The sequence below is a fragment of the Gulosibacter sediminis genome (assembly GCF_014904065.1).
Classification (GTDB): domain Bacteria; phylum Actinomycetota; class Actinomycetes; order Actinomycetales; family Microbacteriaceae; genus Gulosibacter; species Gulosibacter sediminis.
Genome location: NZ_JACXJG010000010.1, coordinates 124,704 through 138,279, shown reverse-complemented (window position 1 = coordinate 138,279; position 13,576 = coordinate 124,704). Strand labels below are relative to the sequence as shown.

General features: G+C 67.9%; 10 protein-coding genes and 2 pseudogenes. 3 read left to right on the top strand and 9 right to left on the bottom strand.

What is annotated here, in order from left to right:
• Positions 1 to 27 precede the first annotated feature (27 nt).
• Positions 28 to 911 (bottom strand): annotated as a pseudogene (gene sucD / locus ID132_RS06290) (succinate--CoA ligase subunit alpha).
• 24 nt (positions 912 to 935) lie between these two features.
• Entirely contained in the window at positions 936 to 2,102 is a 1,167-nt protein-coding gene (gene sucC, locus ID132_RS06285; RefSeq protein ID WP_125107057.1) for an ADP-forming succinate--CoA ligase subunit beta, read from the bottom strand.
• A gap of 282 nt (positions 2,103 to 2,384) precedes the next feature.
• Here sucC and ID132_RS06280 point away from each other — a divergent pair, with 282 nt between their 5' ends.
• Entirely contained in the window at positions 2,385 to 3,110 is a 726-nt protein-coding gene (locus tag ID132_RS06280) for a hypothetical protein (protein ID WP_125107056.1), read from the top strand.
• 92 nt (positions 3,111 to 3,202) lie between these two features.
• On the opposite strand, the gene ID132_RS06275 is transcribed toward ID132_RS06280, so the two are convergent.
• From ID132_RS06275 to ID132_RS06250, 7 genes are all read right to left on the bottom strand, one after another.
• Positions 3,203 to 3,652 carry a DoxX family membrane protein gene (locus ID132_RS06275; RefSeq protein WP_125107055.1) on the bottom strand — a complete coding sequence of 150 codons (450 nt, stop codon included), beginning with the start codon at positions 3,650 to 3,652 and terminating at the stop codon, positions 3,203 to 3,205.
• Positions 3,653 to 3,746: 94 nt separating this feature from the next.
• On the bottom strand, positions 3,747 to 4,541 hold the full coding sequence (locus ID132_RS13755; RefSeq protein WP_235988351.1) for a cation transporting ATPase C-terminal domain-containing protein: 795 nt from the start codon (positions 4,539 to 4,541) through the stop codon (positions 3,747 to 3,749).
• Complete coding sequence (locus ID132_RS06270) at positions 4,517 to 6,424, bottom strand: cation-translocating P-type ATPase (protein WP_235988350.1); 1,908 nt, start codon at positions 6,422 to 6,424, stop codon at positions 4,517 to 4,519. The genes ID132_RS13755 and ID132_RS06270 overlap by 25 nt, the downstream gene beginning before the upstream one ends.
• A gap of 200 nt (positions 6,425 to 6,624) precedes the next feature.
• Entirely contained in the window at positions 6,625 to 9,021 is a 2,397-nt protein-coding gene (locus tag ID132_RS06265) for an ATP-dependent helicase (RefSeq protein ID WP_193128134.1), read from the bottom strand.
• A 77-nt stretch (positions 9,022 to 9,098) separates the two neighbouring features.
• Positions 9,099 to 10,103 (bottom strand): glycerophosphodiester phosphodiesterase family protein, encoded by a 1,005-nt coding sequence (locus ID132_RS06260; RefSeq protein WP_211198296.1) that lies wholly within the window; start codon positions 10,101 to 10,103, stop codon positions 9,099 to 9,101.
• 80 nt (positions 10,104 to 10,183) lie between these two features.
• On the bottom strand, positions 10,184 to 10,903 hold the full coding sequence (locus tag ID132_RS06255; RefSeq protein WP_235988349.1) for a Bax inhibitor-1/YccA family protein: 720 nt from the start codon (positions 10,901 to 10,903) through the stop codon (positions 10,184 to 10,186).
• 321 nt (positions 10,904 to 11,224) lie between these two features.
• Positions 11,225 to 11,629, bottom strand: a complete 405-nt coding sequence (locus ID132_RS06250) for a DUF3054 domain-containing protein (RefSeq protein WP_125107051.1) — start codon at positions 11,627 to 11,629, stop codon at positions 11,225 to 11,227.
• 344 nt (positions 11,630 to 11,973) lie between these two features.
• Here ID132_RS06250 and ID132_RS06245 point away from each other — a divergent pair, with 344 nt between their 5' ends.
• Together ID132_RS06245 and ID132_RS06240 are read left to right on the top strand one after the other, a co-directional pair.
• A complete protein-coding gene (locus tag ID132_RS06245) occupies positions 11,974 to 12,180 on the top strand; it encodes a hypothetical protein (protein WP_193128132.1) in 207 nt (68 codons plus the stop codon).
• A gap of 39 nt (positions 12,181 to 12,219) precedes the next feature.
• Positions 12,220 to 13,563: pseudogene (locus tag ID132_RS06240) on the top strand (alkaline phosphatase); the annotation flags it as partial.
• Positions 13,564 to 13,576 lie beyond the last annotated feature (13 nt).

Genomic DNA, 13,576 nt, shown 5'->3' with positions numbered 1-13,576 from the left:
AACCGACCACTCAACGCATTTTGGTGGCTAGAGGCCGGCGAAGATTTCCTTCATGATGTTCGCCGTCTCGGTCGGGGTCGTGCCCACGCGAANNNGGCGGCCTCGAGGGCCTCCTTCTTCGCGGCGGCGGTGCCCGCCGAACCGGTAACGATGGCGCCAGCGTGGCCCATGGTCTTGCCCTCGGGCGCGGTGAAGCCAGCCACGTAGCCGACGACCGGCTTGGTGACGTTCGCCTTGATGTACTCGGCCGCGCGCTCTTCAGCGTCGCCACCGATCTCACCAATCATGACGATGGCCTTGGTCTCGGGGTCGTTCTGGAACGCCTCGAGCGCGTCGATGTGGGTGGTGCCGATGACCGGGTCGCCGCCGATACCGATGGCGGTCGAGATGCCGATCTCGCGCAGCTCGTACATCATCTGGTAGGTCAGCGTGCCCGACTTCGACACGAGGCCGATCGGGCCCTTGCCGGTGATGTTCGCCGGGGTGATGCCCGCGAGCGACACCTCGGGGGTGATGATGCCGGGGCAGTTCGGGCCGATGAGGCGCGTCTTGCCGAGCTGCTGCACGCGGGTGAACGCCTCAGCGGCGTCCCTGACCGGGATGCCCTCGGTGATCGCGACGGCGAGGGGGATCTCGGCTTCGGCCGCTTCAACGATGGCGCCCTTGGCGAATGCCGGCGGCACGAAGATGACGGTGACGTTCGCGCCGGTGGCCTCCATGGCCTCCTTCACGGTGCCGAAGATCGGCAGCTCCTTGCCCGCGAGCTCAATCGTCTGACCGGCCTTGCGGGGGTTGGTGCCACCGACGACGTTCGCGCCGGCCTCGAGCATGCGCGTGGCGTGCTTCGAGCCCTCCGAACCCGTGATGCCCTGGACAATGATGACGGACTTGTCGTCGAGGAAAATTGCCATTGTGTTCTGTAGTCCTTCCGAGCCCTAGGCGTTCGCGAGTTCGGCGGCCTTGTCGGCGGCCTCGTCCATGGTCGCCACGACGGTGACAAGCGGGTGGTTGAAGTCAGCGAGGATCGCGCGACCCTCTTCGACGTTGTTGCCGTCGAGGCGCACAACGAGGGGCTTGGTGGCGGCGTCTCCGAGCTGCTGCAGCGCGCCGACGATGCCGTTCGCGACAGCGTCGCACGCGGTGATGCCACCGAAAACGTTGACGAACACGCTTTTGACCTGCTCGTCGCCGAGGATGACGTCAAGGCCGGCAGCCATGACCTCAGCCGAGGCGCCACCACCGATGTCGAGGAAGTTCGCGGGCTTCACGTTGCCGTGCTTCTCGCCGGCGCCGGCGACGACGTCGAGGGTCGACATGACGAGGCCGGCACCGTTACCGATGATGCCCACCTGGCCGTCGAGCTTGACGTAGTTGAGGTCGTGCTCCTTGGCCTTCTCCTCGAGCGGGTCGAGGCCACCGGCCGCGACACGCAGGGCTTCGTGCGCCTCGTGGCGGAACGCAGCGTTGTCGTCGAGCGTGACCTTGCCGTCCAGGGCGATGATGTTGCCCTCGCCGGTGAGCACGAGCGGGTTCACCTCGACGAGCGTGGCATCTTCACCAACGTAGACGTCGTAGAGCTTCTGGAAGACCGGGACGACCTTCTCGACGAGCTCGGCCGAGAAGCCAGCGGCCTCGGCGATCTCGCGTGCCTTGGCCTCGTCGATGCCGACGATCGGGTCGACGGCGACGCGGGCGAGGGCCTCGGGGCGCTCTTCGGCGAGCTGCTCGATCTCCATGCCGCCCTCAACCGAGCACATGGCCAGGTAGTTGCGGTTCGCGCGGTCGAGGAGCACCGAGAAGTAGTACTCCTCCTTGATGTCGGCGCCTTCGGCAACCATCACGCGCTCGACGATGTGGCCCTTGATGTCGAGTCCGAGGATGCTCTTCGCCGCCTCGTACGCGTCGTCAGCGGTCTTCGCGACCTTGACGCCGCCAGCCTTGCCGCGGCCGCCGGTCTTGACCTGCGCCTTGACGACGGTCACGCCGCCGAGCTGCTCCGCAGCAGCCTTCACGTCTTCGGGGGTGTCTGCGACGATGCCCTTCAGCACCGGAACACCGTGTGCCTCGAACAGGTCGCGAGCCTGATACTCGAAAAGATCCACGTTTCTTCCAATCCACGGCGTTGCCGCGTTTGACTTGCTCACACGAGCACGAACTGGGGGCGGAGCGACCGCGCGAAAAGTGTCGAGTGCGTGGCTCGAGAAACGAAGCGCCGCGGCGCACATCCGCTGGCAAGCATAACTGACCTGTCTTCCCGCAATTCACCGGGTTTGCAGGTTGTGAGGGGCGGATGCGGGGCTCGCGCGGGCGGGCATGTCGCTGGCGGGTGCGAGGATCATCCTGCTCGACACCAAAGACGCATCGTCCCATTGAAAGGCCGCATCGTGACCGCACGCCGCGCAGCACCCGCATCCCTCTTCGTGACTTCGGCCATTGCTCTCGTGACGCTGCTCGGATGCGCGGCCCCGGTCGATCCCGCGGCGCTCGCGCCGACCGCATCCGGAACCGCCGAGCCGACCGAAACGGCGGCGGTGCCGGACGGCACCGATGGCGCACCGGAGGAATCAACGCCTACCGAGGCGGAGGCCGAGCCGTTCGCGACGCCCGAGGGTCTCCCGGCCGGCGTCGAGATCGACCAGAATACCGGCACCTGGGTCTACAGCGACCAGGTCGCGTTCCAGGATCTCCCGGTCGACCCCGACAAGTTCCTCTCCGACCCGGTCGAGTCGCTCCCCGAGCTCCCGCCGATCGACTCGCTCGCGGGCCAGGAGCTCGCCGACGACCAGGGCCTCGTCGATGTCTGGAGCCTGCAGCAATACTACATCGCCGCGTGCATGGCCGACGCCGGCTTTGAGTGGCGGTGGGTCTACTACGACCGTCCGTTCGACGGCGCGGTTCAAGACGAGGCCGTGACCCCCGGTGTGCCTTTGTCCGAGGGGTATGTGATCCCCGGCACCTGGGACGACGCGACCCCGGGCTTCCAGGATGCCCTGTGGGGCGAGAACAACACCAACAGCCCCGACTTCGACCCGAACTACGTCTACCACTGGTCGACGGCAGGCTGCGACGGCTACGCCGTCCACGTCACCGGCCAGGACGACGCGCACTAGCGGCTGCTCGGGCCACGCGGGCGCGGTGGCGGCGGCGGTAGATGATCCTCTTGGGTTCTTCGACCCAAGGCAAGGTCGAGCGGCGCACCCGCTCAGTCGTCGCCGTTCTGCGTGCCCGCCGACGCTCGCGTACCAGAGCGACGCGGCGCGAACAGCAGCGGGAGGAGCAGCACGATCATGCCGATCGTGATGAGGCGGTTCGCGAGCAGGTCGTCGGCGACGGTCTCGGCCGGGAAGCCGTAGCCGAGGACGGTGATGAACACGAGGAACGCGATCATGCCGACGATCGCGAGCCGCTCGGTGCGCCGCCAGAGGATCCCGGCGCCGCACGCGAGCTCGAAGACGCCGAGCGCGATCGTGAGCCAGCCGATGTTCGGCATCACCGAGGAGTGCCAGAAGCTCGTCAGCCACGGGAAGAGCGCAGTGTCGGCGAAGGCCGCGTAGCTGTCGGGCTGCGTGCGGCCGAGCACGAAGTGCGCGATGCCGCCGCCGATGAAGATGACGGCGAACAGCACCCGCACGATCCATCGATACCAGCGCATCCGTACCCCTCACGCCGACGCCACACCCTCACCGTATTTCGCGGCCCGCGCGGCGTCGACAAACGGCGGGTGAAGTCTGTGAAACGACGGCGGCTCAGGCAGCCCGGTTACGGCGGCGGAGTCGGTAGAGCATCTTCATGATTTCCTCAGCCAAGAGCACGATCGACCCCATCGCGATCGCGATGAGCCAGTGCTGGAGGTCGAGCGCCGCGGTGCCGAAGGCGACCTGCATGAACGGCGCCTGCACGACCGCGACCTGCAGCACCAGGCCGAGGCCGACGGAGGCCCAGAGCCAGCGGTTCGTGAAGAGGTTGCTGAACGCCGACGCGTGGGCCGACCGCGAGTTGAACACGTTGAACAGCTGCGCGACCACGAGGGTCGTGAAGCCGGCCGTGCGCGCGACCTCGAGCGAGTCGGTGCCCTCGACGAGGCCGCCCGGCAGGAACATGTCGATCGTGAGGAGGGTCACGGCGCCCATGACGAGCCCGATGAAGATGACGCGCTGCCACATCGCGGCGTCGATGACGTGGTCGTCGAGGCTGCGGGGCTTGCGCCGCATGACGTCGCCGTCGGCCGGGTCGAGCCCGAGCGCGAGCGCCGGCGCCGAGTCGGTGACGAGGTTGATCCAGAGCACCTGGGTCGCGAGCAGTGGCAGCACGAGGTCAGAGCTGTTCGGGTCGCTGAGGCCGATGACCCCGGCGAGCACGACGCCGAAGAATACGGTGCAGACCTCACCCATGTTCGAGCTGAGGAGGTAGCGGAGGAACTTCTGGATGTTGTCGAACACGACCCGGCCGCGCTTCACGGCCGACACGATTGTCGCGTAGTTGTCGTCGGCGAGGATCATCCGCGCCGCTTCCTTCGTCACCTCGGTGCCGTTGATGCCCATCGCGACGCCAATGTCGGCCGCCTTGACGGCGGGCNGCCGTCGCCGGTCATCGCGACAATCTGACCGTCGCGCCGCAGTGCATCCACGAGGTGCAGCTTGTCCTCCGGCGCAACGCGTGCGTACACGTCGACCTCGTGCACGACCTTCGCGCGCTCCTCGGGCGACAGCGCATCCACCTCTGCGCCGGTCATGACGCGCTGGTTGTCGGCGACCCCGAGCTGCCCGGCGATGCTCGCGGCCGTGACGGGGTGGTCTCCGGTGATCATGATGGTGCGGATGCCCGCGCCGTGCGCCTCCGCGATGGCCCGCTTCGCCTCCTCGCGGGGCGGGTCGAGGATGCCGACGAAGCCCGCGAAGCAGAGCCCGGCCTCGTCGGCGGCGCTGAGCTCGCACCGCTCCCCCACGTCCTTGAACGCGGTGCCGAGGGTGCGCATCCCCTTCGCCGAGAGCTCGATGATCGCGCGCGCGATCTCCTCGCGGCGAGCGTCGGTGAGGGGCTGCGGCTCCTCGCCGACGAGCTCGTGCGTACACAGCTCGAGGATCACGTCGGGCGCGCCCTTCGTGAACATCCGGCCGTCGACGAGCACCGACATGCGCTTGCGCTCCGAGCTGAACGGCACCTCCGCGGTGCGCTCGCCGGGCAGCTCGCGCGACGACGCGAACTTCGGCCAGGCTACGAGGAACGCCGCCTCGGTCGGGTCGCCGAGGATCTCCCAGCCCGACTCCCCCTCGTCGAGCTGCGAGTTGTTCGCGACGGCGCCGATCAGCACCGCGAGCTCGGCCTCGGCCTGCGCCCGCTCGCTCGTGCGCGCGACGACGGCGCCCGAAGTCGGGTCGTAGCCGATGCCGCCGAGCTCGACGGTGCCGCTCGCGGTGACCACCGTCGTCAGGGTCATCTCGTTGCGNGTCAGCGTGCCGGTCTTGTCGGAACAGATGACGCTCGCGGCGCCGAGCGTCTCGACCGAGTGGAGATCCTTCATCACCGCATTGCGGCGCGCGAGCGCCTGCACCCCGATCGCGAGCACGAGCGAGAGGATCGCAGGCAGGCCCTCGGGCACCGCGGCGACGGCGAGCGAGACGCCGAGCACGAGAATCTCGACGTAGTCGCTCGGGCTCTCGAGGTCGCTGACGAGCAGCAGCACCGCCATCACAACGACCGCGATGCCGACCACCGCAATGCCGAGCCACTTCGAGATTCGCGTGATTTCGCGCTTGAGCGGCGATTCTTCCTGCTCGGTCGCGTCGAGGAGCGTCGCGATCGCGCCCATCTCAGTGCGCATCCCGGTCGCGGTCACAACGGCACGGCCGACGCCCTCGACGACGCCGGTGCCGTTGAACACGCAGTTGTCGCGCTCCGCGAGCGGCGGCTCGCCCGCGAGCGGCAAGGTCTGCTTGTCGACCGCGATCGCCTCGCCGGTGAGCGATGCCTCCTGGATGCGCAGATTCGTCGCCTCGAGCAGGCGGCCGTCGGCACCGACCGCATCCCCCTCCTCGAGCAGCAGGATGTCGCCCGGCACGAGCTCGCTCGACGGGATGCGCGTCTTGTGTCGGTCGCGAACGACCGTCGACATCGCCGCCGACATTTTCGCGAGCGCCGCGACCGCGTCGGCCGCCTTGCTCTCCTGGGCGTAGCCGATCACGGCGTTCGCGATGACGATGATCGCGATGACGATCGCGTCGATCGGGGCGCCGTGCGCGCCCTCGAGGATCCAGGCGAGCGTCGAGATCGCGATGGCGACGAACAGAAGTGACACGAGAGGGTCGCGGAACTGCTTGAGGAACCGCTGCAGGCGCGTCTCCTGCTCCGTGTCCTCGAGCTCGTTCGGGCCAAACTCCGCCCGGCGCGCGGCGACCTCGGCGCTCGAGANGCCCGGCCACCGCATCCGTCTGCAGCCTCGCGGTGAGGTCGTCGCCCGGCACCTGCCAGACGTTGTCGACCGCGCCGATGCCGGCAGTGCTGCTGGTCTTGGTGGGGTCGTTCACTTTGGTCACTTGGGCTCCGCATCCGGCCGTGCTTCGGGCAAATTCCGCTTCGCACCAGCCTATCGACGGTGAGTGACGTCAACCCTCGTGACGCAGCGCCCTAGAGCTTCTCGAGCGGCGCGACCTTGATGAGCAGCTTCTTGCGGCCGACCTCGTCGAAATCGACCTCGGCGACGCGCTTCGACCCCGTGCCGAGCACGGCACGAACGGTGCCGTCGCCGAAGTCGGTGTGCTTGACGCGGTCGCCGTGGGCGAGCTCGAGGTCGGCGTTGTCTTTCACCGCGCCCGTCACGGTGTTGTCGAAGCTGCGCTTGCCGCGCCGCGGGTTGAAGGGCTCCTTGAGCCCCCGCGCACCCTCGAGCACATTGCTCGTGCGCACCTCGCCGAAGCGGCGCTCTCCCCCGCCCCAGCCCGACGAGCCGGTCGGGCGCAGCGTCGGCCGCGACATGACATCCTGCGGCGACTGCCGCCACGCGATGAGCGACGCGGGGATCTCGTCGAGGAACCGGCTCGGCATCGCGGTCGACGCCTCGCCGTACTGCGTGCGCGACACGGCGAGCGAGAGGTGCAGCACCTGGCGCGCTCGGGTGATGCCCACGTAGAACAGGCGCCGCTCTTCGGCGAGCCCGCCGGGCTCATCCGCGCTCATGCGGTGCGGCAGGAGCTCTTCCTCGACGCCGGTAAGGAACACGGCCTCGTACTCGAGCCCCTTCGCGGTGTGCAGCGTCATGAGCGACACGGCGCCCGACTCGTCATCGATGTCGTCGGCGGCCGCGACGAGGGCGACCTCGGTGAGCAGGTCGACGAGGTTGCCGTCGGGGTGCTGCTTGTCGAACTCCTTCGCGACGTTGATGAACTCCTCGACGTTTTCGGCGCGCGCGTCGTCCTGCGGGTTGCCCGTCGCGCGCAGCGCGTCGATGTAGCCGGTCTGTTCGATGATCGTCTCGAGCATCTTCGACACGAGTACGGGGCCGGTCGGCCGCTGCGGGTCGATCGAGGCCTCGGCGTGGTCGAGAATCTGCGCGAGCTCGGCGATCTTGCCGCGCAGCTTTGGCCCCACCCCGAGGTCGTCGGCCCGGCGCAGCGCCTCGCGGAACGTGATGTCGTGCTCGTTCGCGAAGTTCGAAATCGCGGTGACCGTCGCCGGCCCGATGCCGCGCTTCGGCGCGTTGATGATGCGGCGCAGCGAGAGCTCGTCGTTCGGGTTCGCGACGCTGAGGAGGTACGCGAGGATGTCCTTGACCTCGGCGCGTTCGTAGAACTTCGTGCCCCCGATGAGCCGATACGGCACGGCCGAGCGAATCAGGATTTCTTCGAGCGCACGCGTCTGCGCATTGGTGCGGTAGAACACCGCGATGTCGTTGAAGTTCGTGCCCGAGTCGTGCAGCTTATGAATCTCGTCGGCGACGAACTGCGCCTCATCGTGCGCCGAGAAGCCCGCAAAGCCGACGATCTGCTTGCCCGCTCCCTCGGCCGTCCAGAGGCTCTTCTCGCGGCGGTCGAAGTTGTTGCCGATCACCGCGTTCGCGGCGTCGAGGATGTTCTGGGTCGAGCGGTAGTTCTGCTCGAGCAGGATCGTCTCGGCGCCCGGGAAGTCGTGCTCGAACTCGGTGATGTTGCGAATGTCGGCGCCGCGGAACGCGTAGATCGACTGGTCGGAGTCGCCCACGACCGTGAGGGATGCGGGCGGAATCGAGCCGTCGGCGGCGAGCTCGATGCGGGTGTCGGCGGGCACGTGCTGCGCCGGCGTCGCGTGCGTCAGCTCGCGGATGAGCGCGTACTGCGCGTGGTTGGTGTCTTGGTACTCGTCGACGAGCACGTGGCGGAAGCGGCGGCGGTAGAGTGCGGCGATGTCAGGGAACGCGCGGAACAGCCAGACCGTCTGGGTAATGAGGTCATCGAAGTCGAACGCGCGGTTGCGTTCGAGCTCGCGCTGGTATTGCCGGTAGATCTCGAGCACGAGCTGGTCGCGCGGGTTCGATGCGTCGACCTTCCGTGCGAAGCCGTCGGGGTCGATGAGCTCGTTCTTCAGCGCCGAGATGCGGTTGAGCGCGTGCGAGGGCGTCACGCCGAGCGACTCTGCCTCGAGCGCCTTGACGATGCGCTTCACCAGCGCCTTCGAGTCGGCCGAGTCGTAGATGGTGAAGCCCTGCGGGTAGCCGAACTTCTCGGCCTCGCGGCGCAGAATGCGCACGCACGCCGAGTGGAACGTCGAGATCCACATGCCCTGCACCGTCTCGCCGAGCAGGTGCCCCACACGCTCGCGCATCTCCGCCGCGGCCTTATTCGTGAAGGTGATCGCGAGAATCTGGCTCGGCCACGCCTCGCGTGTCGCGATGAGCCCGGCGATGCGGTGCGTCAGCACGCGCGTCTTGCCCGACCCCGCACCCGCAATGATGAGCAGCGCGTCGCCGCGATACTCGACGGCAGCGCGCTGCGGCGGGTTCAGGCCGTCCACGAGGTCGGCAGGAATGGGGTCATACGACAGATAGGTCATGGCCAATCCATCCTAGGCGGCGCCCCCGACACCGGCCCCGTTCATCCACAGGCCGACAGGCGCCCCGGCCTCGTGCTTCAGGCGGCCGAAACCTCGCCCGCGACCGGCGCATCCTCGCCGAGCTGCGACTCGCCGCTGAGCGCAGCGCGGCAGGCCCCCGGGTCGTCGGCGAACACGCCGTCGACCCCGGTCGCGGCCAGCGCGCGCCAGTAGTCGAAGGGTCGTCCCGCGAACTCCGGCGGCACGAACGGCGCCTCGGCACGCAGCGTGTAGGTGAATACCTCGAGGCCGCGAGCGTGCGCGCGGTCGACGAGGTCGGTGTCGAGCAGCGTCGTGCGCACCGAGATGCCGTCGTAGCGGTACGCGGCGTCGTCGAGCCCCTCGTCGGTGCATCGCTCGGGCCCCTCCTCGCCCGATCCCGGCCGCAGCCACGGCTCGTCCTCGACGAGCACGACGAGGCGCGCATCGAGCTCGCGCACGAGGGCCGAGCCGCAGAGGCGGTCGAGCGCCGACACCTCGAAGCTCTCGATGCGCGCGCCCTGCAGGCAGCGCGCCGAGCGCACGGGCTCAAGCTCGCGCACGAGCAGCTTCTCGAAGCGGAAGCCGCGCGCGCGCATCCAGGCATCCCACTTCAGCTCGAGCACGAGCGTGCAATCGCGCCCGCGAGCGGTCGCCGCCTCGTCGATGAGCAGCACAAGGTCGCGCAGGCGCAACAGCCCCTGCTCGCCCGAGTGGGCGGCGGATGCGGGGCGCAGCTCGGGCAGGCGCTCGACGGCGCGCAGCGTCTGCAGCTGAGCCCACGTGAAGTCTTCGGCGTACCAGCCGGCCGCCGCGTCGCGCGTCGCCTCGCGCCGCAGCGCGGCGAACTCCGGATGCTCGGCGACGTCGGTCGTGTCGTCGAGCAGCGGCTCGTGGCGCACCACCAGCACGCCGTCGGCCGAGGGCACGAGGTCGGGCTCCACCGCATCGGCACCCTGCGAGATCGCCAGGGCGTAGCTGGCGGCGGTGTGTTCGGGGAGGTATGCGGGAGCCCCGCGGTGGCCGATGAGCCACGGCATGCGCTGTGCCATAGCGACCAGCATGCGCCCCATTGGTGAATTTCCGGAAACACCACGCCCCCGCAGCGCTTGCGCGCGACGGGGGCGTGATGTTTCGAGCGGAACTAGTCGTTGCCGCGGAAGATCGCGATGAGTCGCAGTATCTCGATGTAGATGAACACGACGGTCGAGATGAGCGAGTAGGCGGCGACCCAGCCGTACTTGCGCGGGGCACCCGACTTCACGCCGTTCTGGATGAACTCGAAGTCCATGATCAGCATGTAGGCGCCCATGAGCACCGCGAGAATACCGACGATGACGCCGAGCGGGATGCCGAAGATCTCGACGCTCGTGCGCAGACCCCAGGGGTCGCTGACGACGCCGGTGACCTGCAGGATGAAGTTCACGAGCGAGAACGCCGCGTAGGAGATCATCACGATCATCACGAACTTCGTGAGCTTCGGCGAGGTGCGAACCTTGCCCGAGCTGAACAGGGCGAGGGTCACGCCGATGACGACGAGGGTCGCGAGCGTGGCCTGCAGCACGATGCCCGGGTAGACCTGTTCGAGGATCGACGAGAAGCCACCGACGACGAGGCCTTCGGCGATCGTGAAGATCGTCGTGAGCACGGGCGACGGCTCGCGACGGAAGGTCATCACGAGCGCGAGCACAAACGCGCCGATGCTCCCCGCGACGGTGAGGCCGTAGCCGACGGCCGGTGCGGCGAGCACGGTAAACCAGGTGAGGGCGGCCGCAACGAGCAGCACGCCGAACATGCCAGCGGTCTTCGCGATGGTGTCTTCCATCGTCATGCGGTCGAGCTGGTCGTTCGACGGCGACGGCATGTCGTACTGGCGGTTCAGCTGCTCGGGGCTTGGCGCCGGCTGCTGGTATTGGGGCTGCTGGCCGTACGCCTGCTGCTGCCCATAGGCNCTGCTGCTGGCCGTACTGCTGACCAGTCTGGGGGTTGCCGTACGCCTGGTTAAACTGCGCCTGTGCATTCTGGGCTACGCCCGAGTGCTGGTTTCGTCGCTGGTATTCGCCATTGAAGTACGGGTTCCGCTGAAGTGCAGAGCTCGACATCAGTTCTCCTCTAAGTAGTGCGCTTCAGGCAAGTCTACGGCCTACTCTCGCCGCGCACCGGGATTTTTCCCCAGACTTTGCCGCTACATCTCAGTGTTCGCTACGGGCGTGCGGTGACGCCGACGGATGAGCTGCCACACAAGCCGGGGCACGAGCAGGAACACCGCGAGGGTAATCGTCGCGACGATGATGAAGGCGGGCGCGGCGGTGTCGCCGAAGAGGATGCGCAGGGCAAGTCCGCTCGACACGGTCACGGCCCAGATGAGCACGCCGGCCGGCCACACCCTCGAGTGGTCGCGGTCGGTCAGCCGAACAATGACCCAGCTCAGCAGCAGCGCCGCGAGGAACGGCCACGCGGTGTCGAGGATGTCGAGTACGCCGAGCGCCTCGCCATGTGACGAGCGACCGATCGCGGCGAAGGCAATCACGAGCACGCCGTCGGTGAGCACGAAGGGATAAATCGATGGGCTAGCGGGGGCGTCGGACATGCCTCCAAGGCTAGCGCGCCGAGCCCGCACNGCCGGCTGGCTCGACGCATCCGCGCCCTCACCACGAATGAACTGCACAACACACGTCGATTTCTTGTGCTCGCTACCCGCGCGTTACCGAGAGGGCACGCGATCGCAGTTTGCGACACCCAACTTCTCTTCAGTCAGCTGTTAGGTACACCCTACAAATCGTCGAAAGGACGCCATGAAGACTCGCAACTTCGTGGAGTCGCTCTCGGTCTGCGCCACCGCCGCAGCCGTCGCGCTCGGAAGCTTCGCATTCGCAACGCCCGCATCCGCCGCCACCGCGGCAGATGGCCCGAAGAACGTCATCCTCCTCATCGGTGACGGCATGGGGGTACAACCACCTCGACAACATGAACGCCTACGAGAACAACGAGGTCTACTGGCAGGTTGACCGCGGCGGCGACAACAAGGTGCAGCCGTGGGGCGGCAACTCGACCCCGACCGAGGGTTTCCAGTCGTGGGAGCACACCTCGATGGAGACCGCCTGGTACGAGCAGACCCCCTACGACTCGTTCTCCGCCTAGAACGACTTCGAGTCGTCGAAGGAGAACCCGACCGACTCGGCCGCCGCGGGCACCGCGATGGCCACCGGTCACAAGACCTACAACGCCGGCATCGGCGTTGACTACGAGGGCAACGTCGTCGAGAACGTGTCCGAGCGCGCGGACGCGCTCGACAAGTCGGCCGGTGTCGTCAGCTCGGTGCCGTTCTCGCACGCCACCCCGGCGGCGTTCTCGGCGCACAACGCGAACCGCAACGACCACCACGGCATCGCTGCCGACCAGATCTCGAACGGCTACATGGACGTCGTGATGGGTGCCGGCCACCCGTACTACAACGACGACAACGAGCAGCAGGCCACCGGCGACTTCAGCTACATCTCGGAGGAGTCGTACAACCAGCTCGCCGCCGGCGAGACCGACTTCACCTTCGTTGAGGACGACGCTGACTTCGAGGCGCTCACCACCGGTGAGACCCCCGAGACCGTCTTCGGCCTCGCACAGGTCGGCTCGACCCTCCAGCAGGGCCGTAGCGACGAGGCTGCCTACAACGACGTCGTCTCGCTCTCGACGATGACCGAGGGTGCGCTCAACGTGCTCGACAACAACGAAAACGGCTTCTTCCTCATGGTTGAGGGCGGCGCGATCGACTGGGCCGGTCACGCCAACCAGACGCAGCGCGACATCGACGAGACCGTCGACTTCGCGGCCGCCGTTGACTCGGTCGTCAACTGGGTTGAGACCAACTCGAGCTGGGACGACACCCTCGTGATCGTCACCGCCGACCACGAGACCGGCTACCTCTCGGGCGCGGACTACGTGACCGACGAGGACGGCAACCAGATTCCCGTTGAGGGCTCGACCGACTACGTGCTCGGCGACTGGGGCCCCATGGAGCCGAACGGCGTCGGCACCCCGGCCACGCAGGACTGGTTCTCGAACAACCACACCACCATGCTCGTTCCCTACTTTGCGAAGGGCGCGTACTCCGAGGACCTCCTCAGCATGGCCACCGGCCACGACCTCGTGCGCACCGACTACCTCTCGAACGTTGACATGGCCAACTGGCTGCTCGACACCGCATGGGTTGCCTCGGAGGACACCCCGGAGCCGACCCCGACCCCCACGACCGACCCGGAGCCGACTACCGACCCCGAGCCGACCGCCGAGCCGACCGAGACCGCTGAGCCGACCGCGACCGCGACGACCGACCCCACCGCTTCGGCGACGTCGACCGACGCTCCCGCCGCGGGCAACCAGGGCGACTCGACCGACGCTGACGGCGGCTCACTCGCCACGACCGGTGCCGACGCGTTCGGCCCGATCGCGATCGCTGCTGCGGTGCTGCTCGTCGCCGGCGCCGCGTTCATGATCATCCGCCGCCGCGGCCAGGGCGAGGACGGGTAACGCGCCTCCCCCG

Coding starts and splice junctions, on each gene's coding strand:
- ID132_RS06275 (WP_125107055.1), bottom strand. CDS start 3,652: ATGCGCTGGTATCGATGGATCGTGCGGGTGCTGTTCGCCGTCATCTTC.
- ID132_RS13755 (WP_235988351.1), bottom strand. CDS start 4,541: ATGGGCATCAACGGCACCGAGGTGACGAAGGAAGCGGCGCGGATGATC.
- ID132_RS06265 (WP_193128134.1), bottom strand. CDS start 9,021: ATGACCTATCTGTCGTATGACCCCATTCCTGCCGACCTCGTGGACGGC.
- ID132_RS06260 (WP_211198296.1), bottom strand. CDS start 10,103: ATGCTGGTCGCTATGGCACAGCGCATGCCGTGGCTCATCGGCCACCGC.
- ID132_RS06255 (WP_235988349.1), bottom strand. CDS start 10,903: ATGCCGTCGCCGTCGAACGACCAGCTCGACCGCATGACGATGGAAGAC.
- ID132_RS06250 (WP_125107051.1), bottom strand. CDS start 11,629: ATGTCCGACGCCCCCGCTAGCCCATCGATTTATCCCTTCGTGCTCACC.